Origin of the sequence: Paenibacillus sp. S29 (genome assembly GCF_049319765.1) — a bacterium.
Taxonomy (GTDB): domain Bacteria; phylum Bacillota; class Bacilli; order Paenibacillales; family Paenibacillaceae; genus Paenibacillus; species Paenibacillus polymyxa_B.
Map to the genome: position 1 here is coordinate 1 of NZ_JBMOUI010000005.1, position 25,217 is coordinate 25,217.

Annotated in this window: 24 protein-coding genes; 19 read left to right on the top strand and 5 right to left on the bottom strand. The window is 45.5% G+C overall.

The genetic code is table 11. The annotated features are described in order from the left end of the window. The 5 genes from ACL9RM_RS09785 to ACL9RM_RS09805 all read left to right on the top strand — a co-directional run. Positions 1-1,807, top strand: a 1,807-nt coding sequence (locus ACL9RM_RS09785; protein WP_414126323.1) for a WIAG-tail domain, incomplete at its 5' end; no start/stop codon positions are given. Between the two features lie 159 nt (positions 1,808-1,966). After that, a complete protein-coding gene (locus ACL9RM_RS09790) occupies positions 1,967-2,473 on the top strand; it encodes a hypothetical protein (RefSeq protein WP_250266447.1) in 507 nt (168 codons plus the stop codon). Positions 2,474-2,641: 168 nt separating this feature from the next. Beyond that, positions 2,642-3,352 (top strand): response regulator transcription factor, encoded by a 711-nt coding sequence (locus ACL9RM_RS09795; RefSeq protein WP_061828739.1) that lies wholly within the window; start codon positions 2,642-2,644, stop codon positions 3,350-3,352. Positions 3,353-3,354: 2 nt separating this feature from the next. Next, positions 3,355-4,734: a sensor histidine kinase gene (locus ACL9RM_RS09800; protein WP_250266446.1), complete on the top strand. Its 1,380-nt coding sequence runs from the start codon at positions 3,355-3,357 to the stop codon at positions 4,732-4,734. Positions 4,735-4,948: 214 nt separating this feature from the next. Then, positions 4,949-6,016: an ABC transporter ATP-binding protein gene (locus ACL9RM_RS09805; RefSeq protein ID WP_013311421.1), complete on the top strand. Its 1,068-nt coding sequence runs from the start codon at positions 4,949-4,951 to the stop codon at positions 6,014-6,016. Positions 6,017-6,162: 146 nt separating this feature from the next. Here the strand turns inward: ACL9RM_RS09805 and ACL9RM_RS09810 are convergent, their stop codons facing one another. Continuing rightward, positions 6,163-7,446, bottom strand: coding sequence for a pectate lyase family protein (locus ACL9RM_RS09810; RefSeq protein ID WP_250266445.1), 1,284 nt, complete (start codon positions 7,444-7,446; stop codon positions 6,163-6,165). Positions 7,447-7,826: 380 nt separating this feature from the next. Between ACL9RM_RS09810 and ACL9RM_RS09815 the strand changes: the two genes are divergently transcribed. After that, the gene (locus ACL9RM_RS09815; RefSeq protein ID WP_165178643.1) at positions 7,827-8,564 is read left to right on the top strand and encodes a cyclase family protein; all 738 of its coding nucleotides are present in this window, start codon (positions 7,827-7,829) and stop codon (positions 8,562-8,564) included. A gap of 151 nt (positions 8,565-8,715) precedes the next feature. Here the strand turns inward: ACL9RM_RS09815 and ACL9RM_RS09820 are convergent, their stop codons facing one another. Next, complete coding sequence (locus ACL9RM_RS09820; RefSeq protein WP_250266444.1) at positions 8,716-9,129, bottom strand: DUF4183 domain-containing protein; 414 nt, start codon at positions 9,127-9,129, stop codon at positions 8,716-8,718. Between the two features lie 441 nt (positions 9,130-9,570). Here ACL9RM_RS09820 and ACL9RM_RS09825 point away from each other — a divergent pair, with 441 nt between their 5' ends. The 4 genes from ACL9RM_RS09825 (at position 9,571) to ACL9RM_RS09840 (ending at position 12,025) form a co-directional block, all read left to right on the top strand. Beyond that, entirely contained in the window at positions 9,571-10,194 is a 624-nt protein-coding gene (locus ACL9RM_RS09825) for a DUF4183 domain-containing protein (RefSeq protein ID WP_250266443.1), read from the top strand. Between the two features lie 438 nt (positions 10,195-10,632). Beyond that, positions 10,633-11,217: a TetR/AcrR family transcriptional regulator gene (locus tag ACL9RM_RS09830; RefSeq protein ID WP_250266442.1), complete on the top strand. Its 585-nt coding sequence runs from the start codon at positions 10,633-10,635 to the stop codon at positions 11,215-11,217. A 74-nt stretch (positions 11,218-11,291) separates the two neighbouring features. Beyond that, positions 11,292-11,873: an NAD(P)H-dependent oxidoreductase gene (locus tag ACL9RM_RS09835; RefSeq protein WP_103049409.1), complete on the top strand. Its 582-nt coding sequence runs from the start codon at positions 11,292-11,294 to the stop codon at positions 11,871-11,873. Further along, positions 11,831-12,025: a hypothetical protein gene (locus tag ACL9RM_RS09840; RefSeq protein WP_250269013.1), complete on the top strand. Its 195-nt coding sequence runs from the start codon at positions 11,831-11,833 to the stop codon at positions 12,023-12,025. Before ACL9RM_RS09835 ends, ACL9RM_RS09840 begins: the two co-directional genes overlap by 43 nt. Here the strand turns inward: ACL9RM_RS09840 and ACL9RM_RS09845 are convergent. The 3 genes from ACL9RM_RS09845 to ACL9RM_RS09855 form a co-directional block, all read right to left on the bottom strand. Then, entirely contained in the window at positions 12,022-12,351 is a 330-nt protein-coding gene (locus ACL9RM_RS09845) for a hypothetical protein (protein WP_061828748.1), read from the bottom strand. The genes ACL9RM_RS09840 and ACL9RM_RS09845 overlap by 4 nt on opposite strands. A gap of 271 nt (positions 12,352-12,622) precedes the next feature. Next, entirely contained in the window at positions 12,623-13,258 is a 636-nt protein-coding gene (locus ACL9RM_RS09850) for a LysE family translocator (RefSeq protein WP_250266441.1), read from the bottom strand. 304 nt (positions 13,259-13,562) lie between these two features. Then, positions 13,563-14,756, bottom strand: a complete 1,194-nt coding sequence (locus ACL9RM_RS09855; protein ID WP_250266440.1) for a glycoside hydrolase family 5 protein — start codon at positions 14,754-14,756, stop codon at positions 13,563-13,565. A gap of 338 nt (positions 14,757-15,094) precedes the next feature. Here ACL9RM_RS09855 and ACL9RM_RS09860 point away from each other — a divergent pair, with 338 nt between their 5' ends. The 9 genes from ACL9RM_RS09860 to ACL9RM_RS09900 all read left to right on the top strand — a co-directional run bounded on the left by ACL9RM_RS09860 (position 15,095) and on the right by ACL9RM_RS09900 (position 25,203). After that, a complete protein-coding gene (locus ACL9RM_RS09860) occupies positions 15,095-16,117 on the top strand; it encodes a substrate-binding domain-containing protein (RefSeq protein WP_069290129.1) in 1,023 nt (340 codons plus the stop codon). 331 nt (positions 16,118-16,448) lie between these two features. Then, positions 16,449-17,687, top strand: a complete 1,239-nt coding sequence (locus ACL9RM_RS09865) for a PTS ascorbate transporter subunit IIC (protein WP_250266439.1) — start codon at positions 16,449-16,451, stop codon at positions 17,685-17,687. 74 nt (positions 17,688-17,761) lie between these two features. Beyond that, positions 17,762-18,103 carry a cupin domain-containing protein gene (locus tag ACL9RM_RS09870; RefSeq protein WP_023989787.1) on the top strand — a complete coding sequence of 114 codons (342 nt, stop codon included), beginning with the start codon at positions 17,762-17,764 and terminating at the stop codon, positions 18,101-18,103. A 216-nt stretch (positions 18,104-18,319) separates the two neighbouring features. Then, positions 18,320-18,763 (top strand): HEAT repeat domain-containing protein, encoded by a 444-nt coding sequence (locus ACL9RM_RS09875; RefSeq protein ID WP_013311410.1) that lies wholly within the window; start codon positions 18,320-18,322, stop codon positions 18,761-18,763. A 213-nt stretch (positions 18,764-18,976) separates the two neighbouring features. Next, a complete protein-coding gene (locus ACL9RM_RS09880) occupies positions 18,977-19,969 on the top strand; it encodes a Gfo/Idh/MocA family protein (protein WP_235308970.1) in 993 nt (330 codons plus the stop codon). A 279-nt stretch (positions 19,970-20,248) separates the two neighbouring features. After that, on the top strand, positions 20,249-22,015 hold the full coding sequence (locus tag ACL9RM_RS09885) for a cache domain-containing sensor histidine kinase (RefSeq protein WP_250266438.1): 1,767 nt from the start codon (positions 20,249-20,251) through the stop codon (positions 22,013-22,015). Positions 22,016-22,017: 2 nt separating this feature from the next. Beyond that, on the top strand, positions 22,018-22,818 hold the full coding sequence (locus ACL9RM_RS09890) for a response regulator (protein WP_250266437.1): 801 nt from the start codon (positions 22,018-22,020) through the stop codon (positions 22,816-22,818). 133 nt (positions 22,819-22,951) lie between these two features. After that, on the top strand, positions 22,952-24,295 hold the full coding sequence (locus ACL9RM_RS09895) for an extracellular solute-binding protein (RefSeq protein WP_250266436.1): 1,344 nt from the start codon (positions 22,952-22,954) through the stop codon (positions 24,293-24,295). Positions 24,296-24,321: 26 nt separating this feature from the next. Continuing rightward, on the top strand, positions 24,322-25,203 hold the full coding sequence (locus tag ACL9RM_RS09900; RefSeq protein WP_039273005.1) for a carbohydrate ABC transporter permease: 882 nt from the start codon (positions 24,322-24,324) through the stop codon (positions 25,201-25,203). Positions 25,204-25,217 lie beyond the last annotated feature (14 nt).

Genomic DNA, 25,217 nt, shown 5'->3' on the forward strand with positions numbered 1-25,217 from the left:
ACCAGAGTCCATCCAGTCGCATCATCTACAAATTGGAACCATTCAGGGTGTGCATATCGCATCACAGGCGATATCGAACGATGCTTTACAGGATGAATCCGTTACGTCCGACAAATTGGCGGATGAGGGCGTGACTGCCGCTAAGCTGTCTGCCCACTCGGTCCAGCCGTGGCACATTACAGACGAAGCGGTGCAAGCCAATCATTTGGCAGAAGAGTCCATCCAGTCGAACCATTTGGCCTCGGAATCCGTCACCTCTGATCATTTACAGGCTTCTTCGGTGTTTGCGAGACATCTGGCCGTGGACAGTGTGTCAGGTCGTGCGCTTCAAGCAGAAAGCGTCACCTCGGAAAAGCTGGCGGCACGCTCGGTGCAAGCCACGAATCTCGCGGAAGGCAGCGTCGGCCCTTCGCAGTTGTCTGAGCATGCCGTACATCCCCGGCACTTGGCAACGGGCGCAGTACAGGACAGAGCGTTGGCAGAGGGGGCAGTGAAGTCCGTGCATATCGCACCGGAGTCCATTCAGCCGCACCATCTGCACCTTGGAACCATTCAGGGTGTGCATATCGCATCACAAGCAATATCGACTGATGCTTTGAAGGATGAGTCGGTTACGTCCGACAAACTGGCGGATGATGGCGTGACTGCTGCCAAAATATCTCCTCATTCGGTCCAGCCGTGGCATATTACGGACGAAGCAGTGCAAGCCAATCATTTGGCAGAAGAGGCCGTCCAGTCGAGCCATCTGGCTCCTGAATCTGTCACCTCTGCCCATTTGGAGGCTTCGGCAGTGATGACCCGGCATATTGCCCCCGGGAGTGTATCGGTTCACGCGCTCCAGGCAGGCAGCGTGAACGCTGAGAAGCTTGCGCTTCGGGCGGTGCGTGCTTCGAATCTGGCAGAAGCCAGCGTAAACTCCGTGCATTTGACGGAGCATGCCGTACACGCTCAGCATTTGGCCGATGGGGCGATCCAAGGGTCCGCACTGGCAGAGGGCGTGGTGCAGTCCAGGCATATCGCGCTGGATTCAATCCAGTCGGAACATCTGCAAGCAGGGGCAATTCAGCCACAGCATGTAGGCTGGCAGGCGGTGGCTGAGGATGCTATACAGGAAGGTGCGGTGACGTCCAGCAAGCTTGCAGATGGAACGATACAGTCCCGCCATGTGGCTGAGGAAGCTATTGAAAGCCACCACATTGGAGAGGAAGTTATTGATTCGCATCACCTAAAGCCGGGCTCGGTGACACTGGCTCAGCTGTCCACAGATATTCATCTCTCCGGACTTTTGCCAGAGGAAGGTGTCAGTGGCGACAGACTTCAGGCAAACAGTATATCTCGCAGCCATCTGCAAGCTCAGGCCGTCGACAGCGAGGTACTGAGCCCGGAAGCTGTGGGACCAGAGCATCTGCAGGCTGCTGCGGTACAAAGTCATCATGTGGCAGAGCAGAGCATTGAAGGTCATCATCTGGTGGAAGGCTCTGTAGGCTCACGTGAGTTGGAGCTGAACGCAGTGAAGCCGGAGCATTTGAGCATCACTCCGGTCCGTACTTGTGCGAATCAGCCCGCATTGCAGCAGTTTGGCAGAGCGCCGTTTCTTTTGAAAGGTAGTGAAGGAGAGACGGAAGTGACCATTGTATTCGGGGAGCCTTTTGTAAACCCAGACTACACGTTGGTAGCGATGACGAACCACCCTCTCTTTCATGCGACGCTGAAATCTCAGACGCCGAATGGAGCAGTGATCGTCGTAACCAAGTGGAACGAAACCTCGCATAACTATGGTATTATTTCCTGGATCGCCATTGGCTAGTGAAGATGGTTATTGTAGAACTCATAGCGTACAGACTCATGTAATTTCTAAATACATGAGTCTGCACGCTATTTCATATACTTTTCACACATTTGCTCCACAATTATCCCGAATTCTCCTGATAAGCTAAAGATACTTTAAAGGAGAGGTGATTCAATCATGAAAAAATGGACTAAAAATGCAGCAGCCGTATTGACCGTAGTAAGTGTACTGGGAGGAGCAAGCAGTGCATTCGCCGCTACAGCAACAACGACTCCAGCGAGCACTGCACCAGCGACCAAAGCTCCTGCGTTTACGACTCCGGCTACCAAAACACCGGCGAAAGCACCTGTGACGAAAACACCTGTGGTGAAAGCACCCGTTAAAAAAGCTGCAACAGCTCATAAAACAACAACCAAAGCGAAGAAAGCCCCTGCCAAAAAATCCGTTGCGAAAAAAGTGGCAAGCCACAAAACAAAAGCAGTGAAAGTGCAGCACCGTACAGTTAAACATCATGCAAAAAAACATAATGTTGTTAAACACAAAGCAACAACTCATAAAACTCGTGCACATCATGCCGTAGCTAAAAAAGTGATCCACAAGGCTCCAGTAAAAAAAGTAGTCCCAGCAAAAACAGTGAAAACAGCGCCAAAAACAGCTGCTAAAGTAGTAACGACCAAGAAATAAGATTGATGTGTAATTAGCTTTCAGCTCGCCTGGCATATACAGCAGCGATTCATGATAAGAAAGACGGGACCGGGAACGGTATACCCGTCTTTTGTCTATTCTGCTGGGCTTCTGTTAAGCTTAAAGAGAGGATGGAAGCATCCAGAACAACGGCAAGGGGTTAAGGCCATGACAAAAATAGTAGTAGTGGATGACGATGTGTTCATTTTGCAATTAATATCTGAATATTTGAAAAAAGAATCCTACGAGGTCACTTCCTTTTCCAGTGGTAAAACACTGGTAGAGCATATCCGTACGAACCGTCCGGATTGTCTCGTTCTTGATATTATGATGCCTGGCATTGATGGGCTTTCTCTACTGACTCAGCTTCGTGATTTTACAGAAATGCCGATCATTATGATCTCTGCCCGTGGAGAAGAAAACGACCGTATTCACGGGCTGGAGCTGGGATGCAGCGATTTTTTGACCAAGCCCTTTAATCCAAGAGAGTTGGTAGGAAGGGTTAAAGCGATGCTGAGACTGAGCAAGGCCGGAATGTCTGCATCGGACGATAGACAAGCGGCAGGAAGCGCAGATCTTTGCCATGCGGGCAATCTGTGTATTTTTGCTGACTTTCGTAAAGTCACAGTGGACGGACAAGAGCTAAATTTGACCTCACGTGAATTCGACCTGCTGCTGTTTCTTGCGAATCATCTGGAGAGACCTTTTGGCAGAGAACATCTGATTCAGCAGGTATGGAGCTATGATTTTATAGGTGATGTGAGAGTCGTGGATGATCTGGTCAAACGGATTCGTAAAAAGTTAGCTGAATATCACTCTACGCTCGTCATTAACACCGTATGGGGTTTCGGATATAAAGCAACAGTTCAGGAGTTGTAACCATGCGTACGATGAGAGCTAAAATACTGCTTTCCCTGTCCATCGCCATGCTTATTACCGTCTGTATTACGGTCGTTTTATTCATCAGGCTTATCGACGACATTCTGGTGAATCAGGCCAAATCCAAGCTTCATGAGCAGGCGCGCAAAGCCGTCCATATTATGAGCGACGGAGGCTTTGATCGACTGGATAATGCTGAATTGAACTATGTTATCAAGGGCGTGCTTTTATCTGCCGATTACTTTATTTTAAGCACGGATAACCGCATCATCGACTCAAGCGTCTCTGGAATGGAAGGCAAAAAGATCGAGCATTTGCTTTTGATCCGCCAGGGATTTTTTGCATCGGTTCATCCGTCTCCCCAGGATCTGACCGCTACACATGAAGGGGTAGCTGTGCTTCAAGGTAAAAAGGTACTGTTTACGAATGAAGAATTGCCCGGACAGCCTTTTCGTATTTTTGTATACTCACCCTTATCTTCTTTGCGAGCACTGTATGTACCGTTAATGAGAACCACATTACTGTCTATCATCGCGGGTTTTTTGGTGATTCTCGTCATTGGTCTGATGGTTGTCTCACGTCTGGTGCGTCCGCTCAAACGATTGAAAGAGGCGGTAGGCAACTACGAACCGAATCAGCCACAGGATAGTGATTTTCCGCAGGCGGATAAAAGTGAGATCGGCGAGCTGATCGGTACTTTTCATTCCATGTCCGCCCGTATTCAGCAGCACCACCAGGGTCAAATTGAATTTCTACAAAATGTATCTCACGAGCTAAGGACACCGTTAATGTCCATTCAAGGCTATGTATATGCCATTCAGGATCAAGTGGTATCCCAGGACGAGGGGCTGAGTATCATCAAAGTGCAGTCCCAGCGGTTAATTGACATGGTGGAAAAGCTGCTCCAGCTATCGAGGCTGGAAGCGTTGAATGAGGAATGGCCTGTATCTCTAATTGATCTAAGAAGCATGGCGGAGGATGCTGTTCATCTATTGATGCCGGTGGCTGCTGAACGTTCTATCTCGCTTCGAGTGGAGGGAGAGGGCCTGCATGTGGCCGTTCCGGCCGAGCAATTGTTCCGTATGATGTTGAATTTGTTGCAAAATGCAGTTCGGCACACCTCTACGGAGGTTGTCATTTATTTGGAGATAGGGACAACACCGGAGGTTGTATGGGTTATGCATGTGGATGATGATGGAGGAGGGCTGACCGAACAAGAGGCAGCCGAGGTGTTCGGAAGATTCTATGCGGGCTCGAATGGTGTCACAGGTCTTGGATTGGCTATTTGTCGTCAAATTGCTACCCGATTGAACGGAGAACTACTCTGCACCCGTTCGCCATTGGGTGGAGCACGCTTCAGCTATATCCAGCACATGTTATAAATGAGTACAAAAATGGGTAAAAATGATCGTTTTTTCGGCCTAATATCCCACTTATCTAACATAGTATGAGAGGTTTTTGATGATATTTTAGATATAGCTTGACTGGTAGGTACTAAACTGAGTAAAATTAATCGTATATACCTTGACTCCTGGACGTCGTTTTTTTAGATAGTGGTCAATAATAGTGATGAATAATAAATGAAAGAGTGATGAGATGAACCGCCTTTTGGAAGTGAAGGACTTAACGATATCTTTCAAGACCCGTCAGGGACTAGTGCAGGCCATTCGTGGCGTAAACTTTCATGTCAATAAAGGAGAGACGCTGGCGATTGTGGGCGAATCCGGCTCAGGCAAAAGCGTAACCTCACAAGCTGTTATGAAGTTGATTCCGACCCCTCCGGGCATCTATCAAAAGGGTCAAATTATGTTTGACGGACAAGAGCTGATTAATAAAACAGAAAAACAGATGCAAAAAATTCGTGGTAAGGAAATTGGCCTGATTTCTCAGGACCCAATGACTTCGCTTAACCCGACGATGAAAGTCGGCAAGCAGATCACGGAAGTGCTTTTCAAGCATGAAAAAATATCCAAGGATGCTGCTCGCAAGCGGGGTATTGAGTTGCTGAATCTGGTAGGTATTCCACATCCTGAACAGCGTTTTAACCAATATCCGCATGAATTTAGTGGCGGTATGCGTCAACGTGTCGTCATTGCGATGGCATTGGCTGCTAATCCGAAACTTCTGATTGCCGATGAGCCGACGACTGCGTTGGACGTAACGATTCAAGCTCAAATTTTGGAGCTGATGAAAGATCTTCAGAAAAAGATCGATACTTCCATCATCTTTATTACGCATGACCTCGGTGTTGTGGCGAAGATGGCGGACCGTGTTGCCGTTATGTACGCAGGACAAATCGTGGAAACAGGTACGGTTAATGAAATTTTCTACAACCCGAAACATCCATATACATGGGGCCTTCTCGCTTCTATGCCAAGTTTGGACAGCCATGGTCAGAAGCTGGCAGCTATTCCGGGAACACCTCCGGATCTGCTTCACCCACCTGTAGGGGATGCTTTTGCAGCCCGCAGTTCTTATGCTATGAAAATTGACTTTGAGAAAGAGCCTCCACTCTTTCAATTATCCGATACGCACTTTGTAAAATCATGGTTGCTGCATCCAGATGCGCCTGCGGTTGAGCCACCAGAAGCGGTAAAGGCTAAACTTCGCAAGCTGGATAACGCATTTGAAAAGCCGGTTTTGGTAGAACAATACGGCAGTTAATGCGCAACGTAATTTATAACTAAACCAATGAGAAATAAAAAAGGGCTGTTCTCTCCGTGTGGAATCATTCTACGGAGGAAACAGCCTTTTTGGTGTAATATCGCAGGTTGTATGCGCCTGTGGTTATTGGTGTTAGCGGGCAGTGCTTACAGCTTACCGGAACCAGCTTGGGAAGTGACTTCTGTCTTCACACTGGCGGATGGGGAAATTTTATCGTTCAGCGATGGTTTCCAGCCTACAGAGGAGCTAAGACCCGCGCTGGAGCCTGCGTTAACAGCTTGTCCATTCAGGATTGTGCCCGTATCTGACAGGGCAGTTCCTCCAAAGACAGTCACGATTTTAGCTGCAGATAAACCGGCAACGTCAATGACATTGTTTTCGGCGAAGATTTTGGAGGATTTACCTGCACCCCATATATACAGTAAAGGATATTCGGAGCGTTTTACATCACCTGTATAGTAATTGTTGTACAGATGGACTTGTCCATACCGTACACGTGGTGTGCGTTGTACCGTGTTTTCATAATAGTTGTGATGCAAGGTTACACGTAAAGCTCCTTCATCTGCTGTTTTGCTGTCACTGTTGCCAATAATCGACGATTTATCATGATCGTAAAAATGATTGTAAGAAACCGTAACCAGATCGCCTTGGTTAATCACATCAAGAAGTCCATCATGATGCTGGTATTCTTGACCGTAAAAGGTACCGTTTTGGCTATCGGGGTGAGACCCATCATTGAAGGTATTGTGATCTACCCACACATGTGTGGCGCCGTTAACTGTAATACTGTCATATTCCGAATTCCAATTGCCTGTGCTGCCGTCTGTTGGGTCCCACTGAGGGAAATAATCGTAGGCATCCTGGAATTCAATATTACGGATAATAACGTTGTCTGTCCCTTTTTTCAGCTGGAGGTTTGCGCCGTTAATGACGGCGTCGCTACCCAGCCCGACAATGGTTGTATTGGACGGAATATCAATAATGACACGACTGGCTTGATTTTTTTGTGAAGCCTCGCGTGCCTTTTCCAAAGTGCCGGACGGAGCCTTTTTCCCCCAGGTGGATGGGTCATACGCTTTGAGGTAGGCGTCAAAATTATATTTAGGGTCCTTGTAGTCGTCCAATCCTAACGGTTTATTATTGTCATCGACGTTGGCATTGATCGTGCCTTTGACATAAATAATTTTAGGCGCTGTGTTGCTGCTTTTGCCTAAGGCATCGACAAGTTGCTTGCGATTCGTTACGGTGAAAATATTGGAGGTAGTCGCCGTAGCTCCACCTGTTGTGCCTGTAGAAAAGGCTGCCCATCCGTTTTTGCTGCCGAGCGTCTCCTTGCCAATATCGCTGGCTGCATGAGCAGGTGCACCTATAGGAGCCAGAGTAGTGAACAGTAGAGCCGCTGCGATTCCGAGTGAAAATCTCTTTTTCATAAAATACCTCCGTATATTGGATTAATGGAGTAGATGAACGAAGGGAGTCCCGGGTGCTCCTGTGGTTTCTACATTTTCTATCATACTTCGTGTTCCAGTATTTGTTAATATAATAAAAGTTACATACTAAAATTTTTGTCGAATTTTTTATATAATTCAATAGACCCCTTCTTTTTCCAATCAAGACGTATATGTAATAATGAAAACGTTAACAATCACACGGAATAGGAAATGTATATATGAATATATGGAATTGTTTATGTTTTTTTCTCAGAATGTTAACGATTGCAATCTATATTAGTTTAGCAGATCGATTTATAGATTTTTGAAGAATCCTCAGGTAAAATGGCTTGTAATAAAGCTGAGGAGGAATGGGCATCATGGCAGAGCATTTAGCAGATATCTTGAAGTTGTTGAAGCAAAAAGAGTGGGTAGATTTGTCCCACGCTTTTTATCCTGAAATCCCTCATTTTCCAGTATTCGATAATGTTCAGGTGGATACCCTGTTTACCCACGACGATGGCTTTTTTGTAAAACAATACTGCTTTCCCGGTCAGTATGGGACTCATATTGACGCACCCGTTCATTTTGTGAAGGGCAAACGTTACTTGCATGAGCTTTCGTTGAAGGAGCTGGTATTGCCGCTAGTTGTCATTGACCGTTCAGCAGCCGTTGCAGCCAATTCTGACTATGAACTTACGGTTGCGGATATTTTGGACTTTGAGAAAGAGCATGGACGCATTGCTGATCAGTCCTTTGTCGCTTTTCGCAGTGACTGGAGCAAACGTTGGCCTGATTCAGATGCCTTCTCAAACAAGGATGACGCTGGAGATGCACACTGTCCGGGCTGGTCGCTGGAAGCGCTACGCTTTTTGGTAGAAGAACGGAATGTAGCTGCCATTGGACATGAAACACTAGATACTGATTCCTCTGTAGCTTATCGCAATGCTGGCAAGCTGGTAGGGGAATATTACATATTGGAGCAGGATCGGTATCAAGTTGAGGTGCTGACGAATTTGGACAAGCTACCCCCGACGGGCGCGGTCATATATAATATTGTTCCGAGCGTTCAGGATTCCCCTGGATTTCCGGTGCGCTCCTTTGCTATTTTGCCTTAATCATACAGTACCCAGTCATTTGAAAAAGATTATATAATTTAAAAGACCGATTCAGATATCGACATCTGAATCGGTCTTTTCTAGCTTATACGGGGTAATGTACAGCATAAATGACCGTTCAGTCCATCTTGAATCAAAAATATGAAAAGTGTTAAGTGATAATAGTGACCGTAGGCGCAGAGATGGTAGGCGGAGTTGTGATAGTAGAGGTCGTGCCGCTAAAGTCGGATATTTCTATAACAACTGGGACACCTGGTGTAATATCTACGGAGGCAATGACCAAACTTGCTGTGGTTAGAGTGAATAAGGAGCTCTGCTGAATAACTCCGTTAATATAATAATTAGAAGAATCCGTAGCCGCTAATGTCGGCAAAGCAACAACTGGAGCATCTGCGTCATCAACAAAGCTTGCGGCAGGAACAGTTGTTGTTGTTGCGCCGATCATCCCGGCTGTAATGGTTGCAAAAAAACGAGTCACGGCTGGGGTTACAGTCGTGGTTACGGCACCACCAGTTGCTACGGGAGCAGTAGCTACTGCTGTATATACAGGTTTTATGATTGGCATGGTTCTTATCTCCTTTCTTTGTGGTATGAACCATTTTGCTGGCTCTTAATCAATAAATGATTTTTTAACCTATTTGGAAACGGCATATTAACCTTTCTATTAATAATAGGGTAAATGGAGAAGCCCTATTTTGCTACAAATATAAATGGAAGCGGATACTTGGGATCGGCATGCTGCAAATGCCTAAAACCCTAAAGGGGGATATGCATACAATACATAGCATGAGAGAAGGAGGTGCATACGGCTGGTATGAGGAGACGCGATTCATCACTAAGAAGGCAAGGAAAGAGAACCGTACATTGCAAGATCAACAAACGTAAAAAGTGTAAAACAAGTTATCCATTCAAAGGTAGAACAAAAACGGGGTTCCATGCCAAAAAGCTTCCAAAGCTAATCATGCAACGGCGGTGTAGAAATATTCCTGTCAAGCGGAGGAAAAGAATGGGCCAGACAGGAAAGCGAGGTGTTCCGGGTTCGGCAGGAGCACAAGGCATTCCCGGTTTGACAGGGTTACAGGGTGAAACTGGTTTGACAGGAGTACAAGGCATTCCAGGTTTAGCAGGAGCGCAAGGCATACCGGGAACTGCGGGAGCACCGGGAGTCCAAGGAATACCAGGAATACAGGGTCCAGCAGGAACATGGGGAGCGCCAGGAGTGCCAGGTCCGGCTGGAGTTCAAGGTATTTCAGGTGCAACAGGTGCACCTGGCCCTACTGGAGCCCAAGGTATAACAGGCCCAACCGGCCCGGCAGCTGACATTTCAAATATTGAAATTGTTCCTACGGCTGAGCGGTATTTTTATTTTGCCCCTGCTACAATTGAATCTTCAATCATGATTATGGCAGATCAATTTTCTGTAGATGGTGTACAGGAGGTCTTTCAGCGTTTTAATGTCGGAAGCAACAGTTACGCCAATCTATACATTAATGGCATGATACAAGAAAGCACATTGTATAGCCTGACACCTGAATCGCTGACGATTCGCCTAAACGAAGGAGAGGCAATTCTCTCCGGCACACCTATTATTGTGGAAATTGTCCAATTTAGTGTGCGATCCAGTGGATGATACGGTTTGCGGTGAGGCAACCCAGAGGCAGATACAGCTGTTTCTTGGGGCAACGAGCCTTTGCATCCGACATGCCAAGCTGAAGACCGACTTTGGAGCCTTGGTCATGGATGGCTTGCACGACTTTTTTGCAGCGGGGAAATGTGCTCGTCGCTCCATAGGCCAAGATTGCCTGAGTCTTTTCCCTGCTGGGTGACTGCGTGCATCTCAAGCATAATTAGTCCCACCTGTCCTAGCGCCCGTTTTATTCGGTTACATATCTATTTTATATGAATAAAATGGGGTGATACACGTATTATTTAAGGTATTTATGATCATTCACTTATAAAACATATATTTTAGGTTAAAATCAATATATTTTAAAAGAAGGTATGAAGAGGGAATGAGCCTGCATAAATATAATTTGCATTTTAGTTAGTTATCGCTTACTATAAGCTTATGAATAAGAAAACACATATAGACAGCAAAAAGAAAGATATTCTGCAGGCAGCGATGTGCTTATTTGCAACCAAAGGAATTGACGGGATTTCAGTCAAAGAAATTGGAGAGGCTGCCGGTGTGACGGATGCCGCGATTTATAAGCATTTTAAGAGTAAAGATGCGATGGCTTTGGAAGTATTCGGGCAATATTGCAATAGCTACACCACATTAATTGACTTCTATCGCAAGCAGAGTGGGAGCTTCGTCAGTCGTTTCCATCAACTGGTGGATGAAGTGCTGAATATGCATGATGAGGACCAGTATGGCTTGCTTCTACTATCACAGCATCATGAGCTGTATGTTGAAGCAAGCCAGAGCCAGAATGTGCGTCAGCCGCTGGAGGCGTTGACTGAATTCATCGAACAGGGGATTCAACAAGGTGAACTGCCGAAGCAGGATGCTCAGCTATCCGGTGTGCTCATCATTGGAGCTATTACACGCTTGTCCGTGTCCAGCCTGGAAGGTGAACTTCCACAGCAGTTGGTTCCATTTGCAGCAGAGGTCAAACAACGTTTAACTGCTTTATTAAGTAAAGGTCAGTAGTGACCTTTTCTTTTTAAATATAAAGTTAGTGTTTTCTAACTAAAATCATAATATGAAGGTAGGAAGTGGTTTATATGTCTAAAAAAATATTGGTAATTCAAGGGAATCCTGTCGCTGGCAGTTATGGAGAAGCGTTGGCTCAATCCTATGTAAAAGGAGCGAAGGCTGCAGGGGCAGAGGTTCGTTTGTTGCAGCTATCCGAGCTTGATTTTAATCCAAATCTATTAGGTGGATATCGTAATAAATTGCCGCTGGAGCCTGATTTGATTCAAGCACAGGAGTCGATTAAATGGGCAGAACATCTCGTTTTTGTCTTTCCGATCTGGTGGGGCAGCTTGCCTGCGTTAATGAAAGGATTCATTGACCGTACCTTTATGCCGGGATTTGCGTTTAAGTATCAAAAAGGAAAACCCCTGCCTGACAAGCTTCTAAAAGGAAGAACGGCCCGCCTCATTACAACGATGGACGGTCCACACTGGTACTACCGATTTTTCCAGGGACAGCCTGGGCATCGAATGATGAAGGATTCCACGCTGCATCTATGTGGTGTCAAACCAGTGCATTCTACTGCGATTGATCTCATGAATAAATTATCGGATCAGCAGCGCAACGATTGGCTGAGCAAGGTGGAGCAGCTGGGACGAAGCATGAGCTAGGTTTTCGCCTGCCTGCCCCAAATCCATTGGCTACAGGTAAACCATGGTGGTATCTGATCATAATTGACCTTCAAAAAGAAAAAACACCGCAATGGGAGCAACTGGCTCGCATTGCGGTGTTTAGAATCGCTCATGTTTGCAATCAACGTTAAATAAATATCGATGCAACGATTAAAATAAATCCGATCGCTAGACCGGCAGGGCCCCAATAATGCATAGGGATAAAAAACAGGCTGTGCTGGGTTCCCATTCGATAACGTTGCCCCGTTTCCATATCAACTAGCACTTTGTCCGAGTCGGCGTTAAGCGCCTTTCCCAAGTACCAGATAATAACCCCCGACACAATGAACACAAAAGCCATCGGTAGCCGGGAATCTATGGAGTCAAGCCCTAGAGCGGATACTAAACTCCCGACAATAACAAATAAGATCCCTGGAATAACGATGTTTAAAATACCAAAACCCTTCCAAATAATCACATGAAATCTTCCTTCCTAAATTTAAATCCAACATATGTATTTATCGGTTAAAAGAGAGATTTAGTTTACAAAATGACCCATTCATTGTGGGATTTACAATGTGTAAAACTGGAAGGGATGTGTCAAAAAGGGGAGAAAAAGCTTAGTTTGCTATTTTTTTATTGTGTCGATTTTTGAAAAAAAATATGACCACCATTTAGCTATGTAGGTGGTCATATGATGAATTCAAAAATGTTCCTGTTAGTGGAACACTGTGAACAATTAATCAAGTTTATTGAGGAGCCTTTGCTCGAAGAAGATTTAATCCTAATCCGATGAAGATTATCCCGGTTATTTTGTTTAAATAGCTGCCAACCCTTTGGTTGACTTTTATTTTTTGGGTAATGTAAGAGGAAAAATAGGCAATAAACAAGCACCATAATAATCCGGTGAACGAAAATGTAAGTCCTAAAATGATAAATGGAATGGGACCAGAAGCCTTTGTATCAATAAATTGTGGAAGAAAGGCAATGAAAAACAAAGAAACCTTGGGATTCGTAAGACTTGTCATCATCCCTTGTAAATATGTTTTTCTGTTACTGTGTTGTTTATTGGATTCAGAGGCACTAAAACTTGCATTTGTTTTATCCAATAACATTCTTACTCCTAAATAAACTAAATAAATAACTCCAATTATTTTAATCATGTTGAACAAGATAATTGACTTTGTAAGTATAATTGACAAACCAAAAGCAACTAACAGCGTATGGATCAAAGAACCACTAATGATACCGAAAACAGAATACACACCGGCTTTTCTCCCCTGCGCAACACTTTTTCCAATTATATACATTGTGTCTGCACCAGGAATTAGATTTAGGAGGATTCCAGTAAGCAAAAATACTTCATAATTTACGATTCCAAACATTTTGTGTGCACCACCTCTACATTATGAAATACATTAAAAGGTAATAATAATTTAGTGAATAGCTCATTGTCAATCTTCGGTATCTGTAATACATATATGTAGGTTTACGTAAAAAAAACCGCTTTTCACCCCTCCATAGGTCTGGCATGACCTGATCCTAAAGGAGGGAAAGCGGCTTTTACAATGAGAGTATACTACGTAGTTACTCATTCACGATAATTAGCAAAAAACATGGGCAGCCTGTCCTGTGTCAAATGCCCAAAGGATGGGCCGTTGTCATATACCCGTGGAGCAGGCGACAGGCCTATTCTGCGGTTGCTTTCGCTTGTTCCGCTACGAAAACAACAGGCTTCATAATTCGACTCAGCATATCTTGCTTCGGACGATTCCAGGTAGTCCAGTCATCCAGCAGCAGACCGCCTGTGTCACCGCTATTCGGATTCAGGGACCAGTACGTAAAGTACAGGTTGTTGGCACCAATATAGTCTACGAGTGCATTTTGCCATTTCCCCTCAGAAGAAGACAAATCAACATTACGACCGCCGAATTCACCGACCAGTACCGGAGCTATGTTTTGCTTACTGATGTAGCCCCAGGTTTGATCCCAGATCGCTGGCAAGTTGGACGGGAAGGCCGGATCGTTGAACCATGGCTGCGAAGACACACCAGGGCCGTAATCATGTGGAGAATATACGACACGGTGCGGTACGTCCAGAACGACAGGATAGTTGGCTACACCTGTCAGGTTGCCACCCCACCAGTATTGGCTATTGTTGCCTTGTACATTGTGGTCTACACCTTCTACGAGAATCAGCCAATTCGGATTCACGGACAGAATCGCATTCCCTGCACGTTGTGCCGCCAGACGCCAGTCTGTGGAGGCATTGCCTGTGCCCCAGCTTGCTTGACCGTGTGGCTCATTGTGTAAATCCGCACCAATGACGGTAGGGGTGTTTTTATAACGATCAGCCAACATTTTCCAGTCGCTAATCCAGCGAGACTCAGGGTACTGGGATGTGTACCACAGCTCGGATTGCCCACCTGAGCTTGGACGGTGACGGTCAAGGATAATCTGAATACCGCGTTGTCCAGCTTTTTCGATCAGCTTGTCCATAATTTGAATCGGAGTTAATCCGACCAGATCAGGGTTTTTGTGATAATCAATACTGTCTGGACGGGAACTGGAATCGAACAACTGATTGCTGTAAGGCAGACGAATCAGATTGTAGCCTTCTTTCTTCACTTGATCTAGCATGTCGTCCATTGAACGGCTCCACAGTCCATGCAAGGTATAATTAGGGGTTTCCAAACCGAACCAGTTCAGACCGTTAAATGCCGCCTCTTTCCCGGATTCGTCTACAATCTTGTTTCCTTGGGTGTGATAATATCCTTTCACACTGGCTGCATCTGCTGAAACGGGAGTATAGCCATACAGTGTGAAGCCCATTACGAGGGAGGCAATGACGAAAAATGTTTTTTTCATTCCTTTTTTCTTCATAATTCTGCTTCCTCCTTTATTTAAAAGAAATTGTAACCGATTACATTTTTATTTTATGTTCAAATCTTCCATCAAACAAGTTCATAAAATTCGTATCTTTCTAAGATTTCGTTCGAATTCAATAGATTCGTAACAACGGATGGTTAAGCTAAGTGTCCAGCTTTTGTGGGAGCGGTTGTTTATGGGCTGGATGGCTCGCTCTAACTCTTTATTTATTATATTTTCCTGCTGTAAAAGAAGGTATATAATAAAGTGAAATTCACTTTACATACAGGTTGCAGAATATATATTTGATAAAATAACACGCCTGACATGCAGAAAAAGAAAGGAGGGTAATTATGGTAACAACGATGAAGGAAGTGGCAGAACGTGCCGGGGTGTCGAAGAGTACAGTTTCGCAGTTTCTACAAAAGAGATACAACTATATGAGTGAAAACACCAAGAAGAAGATCGAGCAAGCGATTGAGGATCTCAGTTATATACCCAATGAGGTGGCACGTAGTCTCAAGCAGAAGAAGACCTTCATTGTGGGAGTTATTTCTTCAACCATTTTATCGAGATTTACTACAGAAGTCGTGCGTGCCATTGAAGATGAATGCCAACTGGAAAATGTCCAGGTCATTGTCTGCAATACCGATGATGATTCGCTCAAAGAGAAAAAGTATGTCCAGTCGATGATTGCTCGGCAAGTGGATGGACTTATCATTTTCCCGACGGAAGAGAACAAGAAATTATATGTTTCCCTTGTCAAGAATGGCTATCCTTTCGTGTTTGTGGACCGGAAAATCGATGAAATCAGCGTAGATACGGTGCTATTGAATAATGAAAAGGCCAGCGAGCTTGCGGTTGAAGCACTCATTGAGCATGGTCATAACAACATTGGGATTATCACGTTCCCCTTAGGCAAAAAAGCGATCACTACACGAAGTGAGCGACTGTCAGGTTATCGAAATACGTTGGGCAAACATGACATACCAGTGAATGAAAACTATATCAAAAGCGGCAGATCGGATGAAATGCCCAATCTGATTGGACAACTATTCCACATGGAGAATCCGCCCACTGCAATCATTGCTACGAATGACATGATTTTGGAGCAGGTGCTGATTTATGCAAAAAATAATCATCTGACCATACCTAATGATTTTTCCTTGATTGGCATAGATGATGTATCCTTTGCGTCTTTTTATAACCCGCCGATCACCACCGTTTCCCAGCCGAGTTTTGAAATGGGGAAAAGAAGTGCCCGGCTACTGCTGGAGAAAATTGATCAAAAAGAACAGGATCATGAGGAACTGTCAGAAATCATCCGAATGAATCCGGTCATTAACCACAGAGAATCTGTCCAAAAACTGAACTGAATGATTGAATAAGTCCTTTTTATCTTTTTGAAAACGTTTTTATGAATTCTATTGTAAAAAGAAAATAAAGAGCTATAATGATCTTATGATTCGAGTCATGAATACCCTTTCATTTATGTATGTCCTGATTTTAGTGATGTTGCGATTGTAGAGAGGGGAGGAATGGAGCTTAAACGAATAATGTATGGAGTAAGTTGTGATTTAATTCACAAAAATGATTCTGCTTCTTTTTACATTCCCGGAAGGGAAATTTTTTTCGTGTATTACTAAATCGATTTAGTAAGAATGGAAAATAAATAAAAGAAAGTCGGAGATCACTATGGAAATGTTTATGAGCATTATCAGGGAGCCATCCATCATTATCGCGATTGTGACATTACTCGGCCTTATATTCCAGAGAAAGAAAGTATCAGAAATTATTACGGGAACTACCCTTTCTTTTATGGGCTTCACCATGATCAAGGTCGGCGGCGGCATTTTAGGTGGCGTTCTCACTAACTTCAGCCAAATTTTTTCTTATGCGTTCAACCTTAAAGGTGTCGTACCCAGCAATGAAGCCATTATGGCACTGACCATTGATCAGATCGGGGCGGATGCTGCGCTCATTCTGCTCTTTTCCATGATCCTTAACATCGTGCTTGCACGCCTGACCAAGTTCAAGTACATTTATTTGTCTCTTCACTTGATTTTGTTTATGAGCTTTGCCGCTACAGCCGTTATGAAAGGTCTGGGTCTCAGTTCGCTGACTACGATCATCGTCGGTTCTTTGGTAATTGGGAGCTATATGGCGGTGTTTCCTTACCTCCTCCGGAATGCCAGCAAAAACATTATTAAATCGGATGAATATACGATTGCTCATGCTTCCATGACCTCTTACATTCTAGGTACCTATTTAGGGAAAGCTTTTGGCAACCGTGAAAATGACACCGAAAATGTGAAAATTAATGACCGCATCAGTTTTTTGCGCGACCCCAATGTTGCAACGACCTTGACGATGCTTGTGCTTTTACTGGTATCTGGACTGGTTGCTGGTTCTGATTATGTCAGCAAATTATCGGATGGGAAAGAATATATCGTCTTTATCCTCGAACAGTCAGCTATTTTTGCTGCCGGCTTGTATATCGCAAAAGCAGGTGTTAAGCTGTTCACAACTGAAATTGTACCCGCTTTCAAAGGCTTCTCCCAAGTGTTCGCACCTGGAGCAATCCCTGGTGTGGATGTTCTGGTACTGTTCGATAAATCACCCAATTCCGCGTTGGTAGGCTTCTTGGTCAGCTTCTTCACAGGCGTTGCCTGCGTCTTTCTTTTCCCGTTTATCGGATTGCCTGTCATTGTGCCGGGGATCATGGCCTGCTTCCTTGCTGGTGGTGCAGCCGCGATATTCGGCAATTCCAGCGGTGGTTTCAGAGGAGCTGTTATTTCCAGTTGTCTTAATGGATTCTTGCTCTGTCTGCTGCCGGCTCTCACCTTGCCGCTCTTTTCTTTTTTGGGTGCCGAAGGGGTAACGTTCGCCGATCCCGACTTTACTACCCTTTCCGGAGTACTTTGGCTTATTTTTCGCTGGTTTTAAACTAAATCGATTTATGAGTTTTTTCAAAATAACTTATCTAAATCATTTGTGCTTAAAAAGAGGAGGAATTATCCATGTTTTTTAACGACCAAGATATTCAAATTGACATCGTTGACAGTAATACCACCCGGAAAGTGCTGGCCCACAGCGACCAGCTTATGTATGTCAAAGTGATGTTTGCTAAAGCCCAAACAGGGGAGATCCTGTTGCATAAGCATGTCCATGAGCAAGTCACTTATGTAATAAAGGGAAGTTTTAAGTTCATGATCGATAATGGCGAAACCAAGGAAGTCCAGACCGTCAAAGAAGGAGACAGCATCCATTTTCCATCCGATACTCTTCATGGCTGTATCCCACTGGAGGATGGCGGTATTCTGCTAGATGCATTTACACCAGCACGTGCAGATTTTCTGTAAATCCCCTTACAAAATACGGTTTATCTACCCCGAGATCTGGAGGGATTTACGAAGCCTTTCCGCGGCAACCAACTGAGGCGGATGATGCCTTCTGGCATGTCCAATACATTTCATTTTTATCTTTTTTAGAAGAAGACCTGCAAGTATGTTATATTTAACAAACGGCAATCGTGATGAACAGTAATATAGTGATTTTTAGAAAAGGATGAGATGATTTTGGAAAACAACGAAACTCAGCAAGAATTTGCAGAAGTATATGAGCAGCTTAAAGTAGCTGCAAACCGAACCTCCGATTGGAAAACACGCCTAGCCGCGGTAAATGATCTGGGTGCATGGAAGAATCAGCAGACGATTGACTTGCTGACACACCGTTTGAATAATGATACGGTATATGCCGTTCAGGAAGCCGCTTACCGCAGACTTCAGGAATGGGGCGAGAATGTACAGCCGCCTGTGCGCAAAGAGGGTGAACTTGTTAAGGGTCTGACGAAGATTCTGGTGCGGATTAAAAAAAGCCTGCCAGCCGACCATACCTATAACGATTTTCGCGAGAAGCTGCACAAGATGAGAGTCGATATTTATGACATCTACGAAGGCGACAAGGGTGCTGAATTTGATCAGTGGCTGGAGCAAAAATGGGCTTCGTTATCTACAAGATAATGTCTGAACCCTGTAATTGAATGTGTATTTAAGGATCATTACTGGTGATGCAGACAGAGCCTTAACAAGGATAAGGAATTATCTTTGTTAAGGTTTTTTTAGCTTGTTCTCCTTAAGAATCACGCCCTTTATCTTTATGACACTGTATATATACTTCGGCAATATGGTACGATGGGATCGGATTATTTTAGTGTGTACATGGGAGGGACTAACATGAGCAAGGCGAAGCTGTGTTTTATCGGGGCGGGCTTTCACGCTTCAACAAATATATATCCTGCTGTTATTGGGGCAGGTGCTGAAATTCAGGCGATTGCGACTAGAGATCTAAGCAGATCGAAGACAGCACTTCAGCGGTTTGGAAGCAGCGGCACACCTTATGACAATTACAAGGCTATGCTGGAGCAGGAAGACTGTGATGGAGTTGTCGTGATTGCACAAGCGGCAGATCATCCTTCGCTCGTACTGGACTGCATTAAGGCTGGAAAACATGTTTTTGTAGACAAGCCACTGGGTTGGAATGCGCAAGAAGCGGCCCAAATTGCAGATGCGGCAGAAGCAGCAGGCGTTGTCCTGATGGTCGGCTTCATGAAGCGCTACGCACCTGTATACATAAAATTAAAAGAATTAATTGAGGGTGGCTCGCTTGGAGCCGCACGCTCATTTCAGGCGAAATTTCTCGTGGACAGTACCCTGTTTTGTAAAACCGGCGAAGATTTCATGAAGCTGGCGGCGGTCCACATGGTCGATCTGGTACGTTATTTGTTCGGGGAAGTGGTACAGGTTACCGGATTTGCGAACGATAACGGTGAGTGTATTTCCCATACGATTGCCCTGAAATTTGAAAATGGTGTAGTGGGCAGCGTATACTTCGCAGGTATGACAGCATGGACACGCGAGAGTGAAGGGATCACGGTAACCTTTGATCACGGTTTTGCGAACGCGGATGAGGTGAATACACTGATCATTCACAAGTCGGAGAGTCATACAGAGCTTCCTTGGAAATCCCTTGCGGAAAACGATACGGTTCTGACACCGTCAGCCTCCGCGATGTCGGGCGGATACCGTGATTTGTACTTGCGCGGTTTTGTTGGTGAAATCGCACATTTCATGAACTGCTGCCAAGAAGGACGGACGCCTGATTCAAGTGGACGGGACAACGTGAAAACGATGGAACTGTGCGACCGCATTTTGGCTGCGCTCCAATAGGATATCTATTTTATATCCAAGCTTTGGAGCCTGGACGGTACCTTAGTTTGGGTGATTTGAAAGAAGCTTCGGTTTAACTGGTCAGTAGATGGCTCCTGCATTTGTCTGGAGTCATTTTTTTCGTTTACCCTACGATCTTTCTATTTCATAGCATTCCTGTCCATTTTGATTAATCTCTGCTGAAAATACGCCAACAAGAACGAATGATACGATAGAATAGGAAAAGGAAAGCGTTATCATCACCCATTTTTTCTGCGATGGTTCAGGGGGAGAAGGCATATGCGTTCAAGGTCAAGGTTTCAGCCATTAAACACATTACGTAATCAGATTTTTATCGGATTTATACTAGTGATGCTCATTATGATGAGTGTAGCAGGGGCGTTCATTTATCTCAATGTGTCTCACTTGTTAAAAGACAGTGCTGAGCGACATATTGGTCAGACCGCCGTACAAGCAAGCGGTAGGCTGGATGCATTAATCGGCCAGATGGACAGCTTGACGGAGCAGGTCGCGAATCACCCGTCTGTTCAGCATATTTTGCTGGAGGAGCGTAACGGGGGCAAGGTAAATTTCGGACAGCGCCAATCCCTACTGCAAGTGATGCATAGCTATCAGGCATATATGCCGAGTGTCGGCTCACTGGAGCTGTATACCGCCGAAGGGAAGATGTTGTTTCCGATTAGAGAGGGCAGTCTGGAGGAACGTATTGGACAGGCAGACATCCGGGAAGCGAATCAGATGAAAGGAAGACTGGTCTGGATCGGTATTGATCCCGAAGACCCTCGGTCACTGCTGGCAATTCGGCAGGTAAGTCTGGTGGATCGCTGGTTCTCACGAGGAGGGTACTTGATTACCCGTATGGAGCGAAGTTATTTTGGACTGAATGGTGCGTCAACAGTCAATGAAGAAGCGGATGAAACCATGCTGCTTGTAGATCGTCAAGGCCAGCTGCTGTCGGGTGAACCAATGAACCAGACGGATTTGTCAGGTGTACTGCACAGCAAGACACAGACGGTTCATATTGGGGAGCGGGAATATGTGAAGGCGGTTCAGCAGTCGGAGCGGACGGGCTGGTCGCTGCTGATCCTGATTCCGGTTAGCGTCGTCACAGACGGAATTACGGTTTTACGGACTACACTTATCATTTCCGCGTCTCTTGGTGCCGTGCTATTTCTGTTCATGTCCTTTATGTTGTCTACGTTGATTACAAGACCGATAGGTCACTTGATTCAGGCGATGCGTCGTTCACGGGAAGGGGCATTGGCCCTGAATCCAGAACCGGCAGCAGCAGTCGAGCTGCGAGAATTGAACGCAGAGTACAATACGATGATTGTCGATATTAATGAATTGATCCGTGTTATTTGTGAGAAGGAGGTTTTACAAAGCCAGACCGAGCTTAAAGCTCTGCAGGCGCAGATCAATCCGCATTTTCTTTTTAATACGCTGGATGCTTTCAACTGGTCGTTACAGGAGAAGGGAGAGGAGGAGCTTGCGGGACTGATGGTGTCTATGTCGCGGCTGTTTCGTTATGTTATCGAACCGGCTCACCATGACTCTTGGGTGACCCTCGGGGAAGAAATGGCGCAAATCCGTCGTTATCTGGAACTGATGGAGATGCGTCTGGGTGAACGTCTGAGCTGGCAAATTCATATGCCTTCAGAGGCAGCCAGAATTCCGCTTCCTAAACTGCTGATCCAGCCTATTCTAGAGAATGCCATTTTGCATGGTGTCGAAAATCGCATCGGCAACGGTCGCGTTGAAATCAGTGTCACTCCTTCGACCAGATCGGGTTGGACCAAGATCGCGGTCATAGATAACGGACCTGGAATGACAATGGAAGAACTTGCAGCTGTGCGTACAGCGTTGATGGGGGGAGCAGCCTGCGAGAGCAAGGGAACCGGTATGGGACTAGTGAATGTGCAGCGCAGGCTCACGCTCTATTATGACAGCGCATCTTATCCAACGGACGGTATGCTGATACATAGTGCTGAGCAGGAAGGAACTGTGGTCGCTTTTGAAATTCCTGATGAATATGGAGGGCGGTAGGAATGAGTGTTTCATCCAAAACCATTGTCATTGTAGACGATGAACAGCGAACACGTCAGGGGATACACCAGACATTGGAGCAATGGGCCGCCGGGAAATACCGGATTGTGACATTCGATAATGGTTTGGAAGCATTAAATATACTGCGAGCAGAGACAGTTCATCTGTTGATTACGGATGTCCGGTTGCCGGAATTCAGTGGTCTGGATTTAATCCGCTCTCTGGAACGGGATTCACGACGACCAGCGATCATTGTCATCTCGGGTTATGCGGAGTTTGATTATGTCCAGCAGGCTCTTCGTCTGGGAGCCGTCAATTATTTGCTCAAACCGATTGATAAGCATGAGCTGCTGAATGCGGTCAATGAAGCGCTTCGGCTGGAAGAGGAGCGGCAGCGGTACGAGAAGCTGGACAAGCTGGCTGACCCTGTTCTGCTAGAGCTTGATCTCCAGGCGGCTACTCTTAGTGATCCGGTACGACGTGCCTTCACCTATATGGCGGAGCATCTTCACGAATCCATTACGATGGCGCAGACTGCCGCGCATTCACACCTGAATGCGAGCTATTTTAGTGTTTTATTCAAGGAGCAAAGTGGTTTGTCCTTCAGCGAATATCTGCATCGACTGCGGATTCAACGGGCCAAGGAGCTGCTGCTGCATACCCAGTTGACGATTGCCCAAATCGGCGAGCGATCAGGCTACCGGACAGATAAATATTTTATTAAAGTATTCAAAGCGACCGAGGGGATAAGTCCTAGCCGCTACAGGCAGCAGATGCGTACAGGACCAAAGAATATTGACTGACAGTAGGTAGATCAAACCCAATAAAAGTGGAATTATACCCAATGAGTGTACCCTGTTGGAAGCAGGAATGGAGTGCTAAACTTACAAATGATAACGGTTACAAAAAATAAATACAACAAACGGAGGTCTAACGATGTCCAACGAGTATGGTTTGCGTAAGCGCTCACATCAAAAGTGGTTTGCTGGGTTGACCCTGCTGCTGTCATTCATGCTGGTTCTATCCGGTTGCGGTGCTGGTAAGGATGGTCAAGGCGGTTCCAGTGGAGAAGGGGGAAAGGTTACACTTAAAATGATGCACCTGTGGCCAGAGGGAAGCTCGGCACAGCAGAGCAAGCTTGTGACTCAGATTATAGATCAATACCAAAAGGATCATCCGAATGTCGTCATTCAGCAGGAAGTGCTGGAAAATGAACAATATAAAAACAAACTCAAAGTGCTGTCAGCTTCCAATGAATTGCCGGATATCGGCATCACCTGGGCAGCGGGTTTTATGGAGCCTTACGTTAAAGGTGGATTATTTACGCCAATGGATGACCTGTTGAATGGTTCCAAGCTGAAGGACAAATTCGTACCGGGAACGACCGAAGCTTATGCGCTGAATGGCAAAACGTATGCGCTTCCGATTGAATTGAACATTACACCTATTTATTATAACAAAGCCATATTCCAAAAATACAACTTGAAGGTACCTGCGACATTTGACGAATTTAAGCAAGTTGTGAAAACACTTACGGATCATGGAGTTGCGCCGATTGCATTGGGCAATAAAGACCGCTGGACCGGCTCGCTCTGGTATATGTATCTGGCGGACCGTATAGCAGGTAACGAAACGCTGAAAAAAGCGATTGACGGCTCAGGATCTTTCGATGACCCTGGTTTAATTCAGGCGGCCTCCGAAGTCCAGACGCTTGTGGATATGAATGCCTTTAACAAAGGATTTAACGGCTTGTCCAATGATGAGGGAAAATCCGAGTTTATGAACGACAAAGCGGCTATGTATTTAATGGCTACTTGGGAATTGCCGAATTTCACGACCAATCCTGCAATCCCGCAAGCATTTAAAGATCAAATTGGCTTCTTTAAATTCCCGATGGTTGAAGGCGGCAAGGGCAACGAGAACAGTTGGGTAGGAGGTCCGGGAGTAGGTTTGTTCGTTTCGGAAAATTCCAAGGTAAAAGAAGAGGCCAAAGCGTTCGTTGAATACTTCGTAGTCAAGTGGGGAGAGCAATCGGTCACACAGGCGGGCGTAATTCCGGCGACGAAAGTGGACACCTCCAAAGAAAAATTGCCCAAGCTGTATGTCGATTTGCTGAACGGACTGAATCAAGCCAGCAGCATTACCTTGTTCGCCGATGTACAGATGAAGCCGAATGCAGCACAGGTACATTTGAATATGATTCAGGCGTTGTTTGGTAAAGCGGTGACACCGCAACAATTTGCCGAGCGGCATAAGGCTGCCATCGAGAAAGAAAATTGAAATTGACCACCTAAGGAGGTCCGACCGTGGAAAAGGTCATGTCCAATAAGCTTGTCATTGCTCTATATGTATTGCCTTCTCTGCTGCTGTTATTCGCCGTAATATATGTACCCATCGTACTGACCGGCTATTACGGCCTGAATCAGTGGAATGGAATCGGCTCTATGACTTTTGTGGGGCTGGACAATTATCAACATTTGCTCACTGACAGTGCATTCTGGCAAAGTGCCTGGCATTCGCTGCTGTTGGCCTTGTTTTCAGGCATCAGTCTGATCGGTTATCTGGTCATTGCGATGATTTTGTCAGGAAAAATCAAGGGAGCGAATCTGCTGCGGAAAATTTATCTGATTCCCATGCTGTTATCATCTGTAGCGATCGCACAGCTGTGGCTCAAAATGTATCATCCAACGAACGGAGTGTTCAATTCCATACTGGCGTCGGTCGGAGTCCACAATCCGCCTGAATGGTTAGCTAATCCGTCCTTGGTGCTGTTTGCTTTGTTCATTCCGATTATTTGGCAATATGCAGGCTTTTATATCCTGATCTATTATGCCGGGCTGAAAAACATTCCCGAAACGCTAATGGAGGCTGCCCGGATCGACGGGGCCAGTGCCTGGCAGATTGCGACTCGTATCAAATTGCCCCTGCTGCGCGAGGTGATTAACGTTACGATCATATTGTCCATTGTCGGTTCGCTCAAATATTTTGACCTCATCTACGTCATGACGGATGGTGGACCGAATGGAGCCAGTGAAGTGATGGCCTCTTACATGTACCACCAGGCATTCCGCAGCTTTGATTTTGGATACGGCAGTGCTACAGCCTTTGCCCTGCTGCTCATCTGTCTAATCGCTACGTGGCTGATCCGCAAAGTTACGGCTACGAGTGACACCATCCAGTATTCATAATGCAGTCTTGCTAA

Excerpts from the sequence above, each read along its gene's own strand:
- ACL9RM_RS09790 (WP_250266447.1), top strand. The coding sequence starts at position 1,967 with ATGAAAAAATGGACTAAAAATGCAGCAGCCGTATTGACCGTAGTAAGT.
- ACL9RM_RS09795 (WP_061828739.1), top strand. The coding sequence starts at position 2,642 with ATGACAAAAATAGTAGTAGTGGATGACGATGTGTTCATTTTGCAATTA.
- ACL9RM_RS09800 (WP_250266446.1), top strand. The coding sequence starts at position 3,355 with ATGCGTACGATGAGAGCTAAAATACTGCTTTCCCTGTCCATCGCCATG.
- ACL9RM_RS09805 (WP_013311421.1), top strand. The coding sequence starts at position 4,949 with ATGAACCGCCTTTTGGAAGTGAAGGACTTAACGATATCTTTCAAGACC.
- ACL9RM_RS09810 (WP_250266445.1), bottom strand. The coding sequence starts at position 7,446 with ATGAAAAAGAGATTTTCACTCGGAATCGCAGCGGCTCTACTGTTCACT.
- ACL9RM_RS09815 (WP_165178643.1), top strand. The coding sequence starts at position 7,827 with ATGGCAGAGCATTTAGCAGATATCTTGAAGTTGTTGAAGCAAAAAGAG.
- ACL9RM_RS09820 (WP_250266444.1), bottom strand. The coding sequence starts at position 9,129 with ATGCCAATCATAAAACCTGTATATACAGCAGTAGCTACTGCTCCCGTA.
- ACL9RM_RS09825 (WP_250266443.1), top strand. The coding sequence starts at position 9,571 with ATGGGCCAGACAGGAAAGCGAGGTGTTCCGGGTTCGGCAGGAGCACAA.
- ACL9RM_RS09830 (WP_250266442.1), top strand. The coding sequence starts at position 10,633 with ATGAATAAGAAAACACATATAGACAGCAAAAAGAAAGATATTCTGCAG.
- ACL9RM_RS09835 (WP_103049409.1), top strand. The coding sequence starts at position 11,292 with ATGTCTAAAAAAATATTGGTAATTCAAGGGAATCCTGTCGCTGGCAGT.
- ACL9RM_RS09850 (WP_250266441.1), bottom strand. The coding sequence starts at position 13,258 with ATGTTTGGAATCGTAAATTATGAAGTATTTTTGCTTACTGGAATCCTC.
- ACL9RM_RS09855 (WP_250266440.1), bottom strand. The coding sequence starts at position 14,756 with ATGAAGAAAAAAGGAATGAAAAAAACATTTTTCGTCATTGCCTCCCTC.
- ACL9RM_RS09860 (WP_069290129.1), top strand. The coding sequence starts at position 15,095 with ATGGTAACAACGATGAAGGAAGTGGCAGAACGTGCCGGGGTGTCGAAG.
- ACL9RM_RS09865 (WP_250266439.1), top strand. The coding sequence starts at position 16,449 with ATGAGCATTATCAGGGAGCCATCCATCATTATCGCGATTGTGACATTA.
- ACL9RM_RS09870 (WP_023989787.1), top strand. The coding sequence starts at position 17,762 with ATGTTTTTTAACGACCAAGATATTCAAATTGACATCGTTGACAGTAAT.
- ACL9RM_RS09880 (WP_235308970.1), top strand. The coding sequence starts at position 18,977 with ATGAGCAAGGCGAAGCTGTGTTTTATCGGGGCGGGCTTTCACGCTTCA.
- ACL9RM_RS09885 (WP_250266438.1), top strand. The coding sequence starts at position 20,249 with ATGCGTTCAAGGTCAAGGTTTCAGCCATTAAACACATTACGTAATCAG.
- ACL9RM_RS09890 (WP_250266437.1), top strand. The coding sequence starts at position 22,018 with ATGAGTGTTTCATCCAAAACCATTGTCATTGTAGACGATGAACAGCGA.
- ACL9RM_RS09895 (WP_250266436.1), top strand. The coding sequence starts at position 22,952 with ATGTCCAACGAGTATGGTTTGCGTAAGCGCTCACATCAAAAGTGGTTT.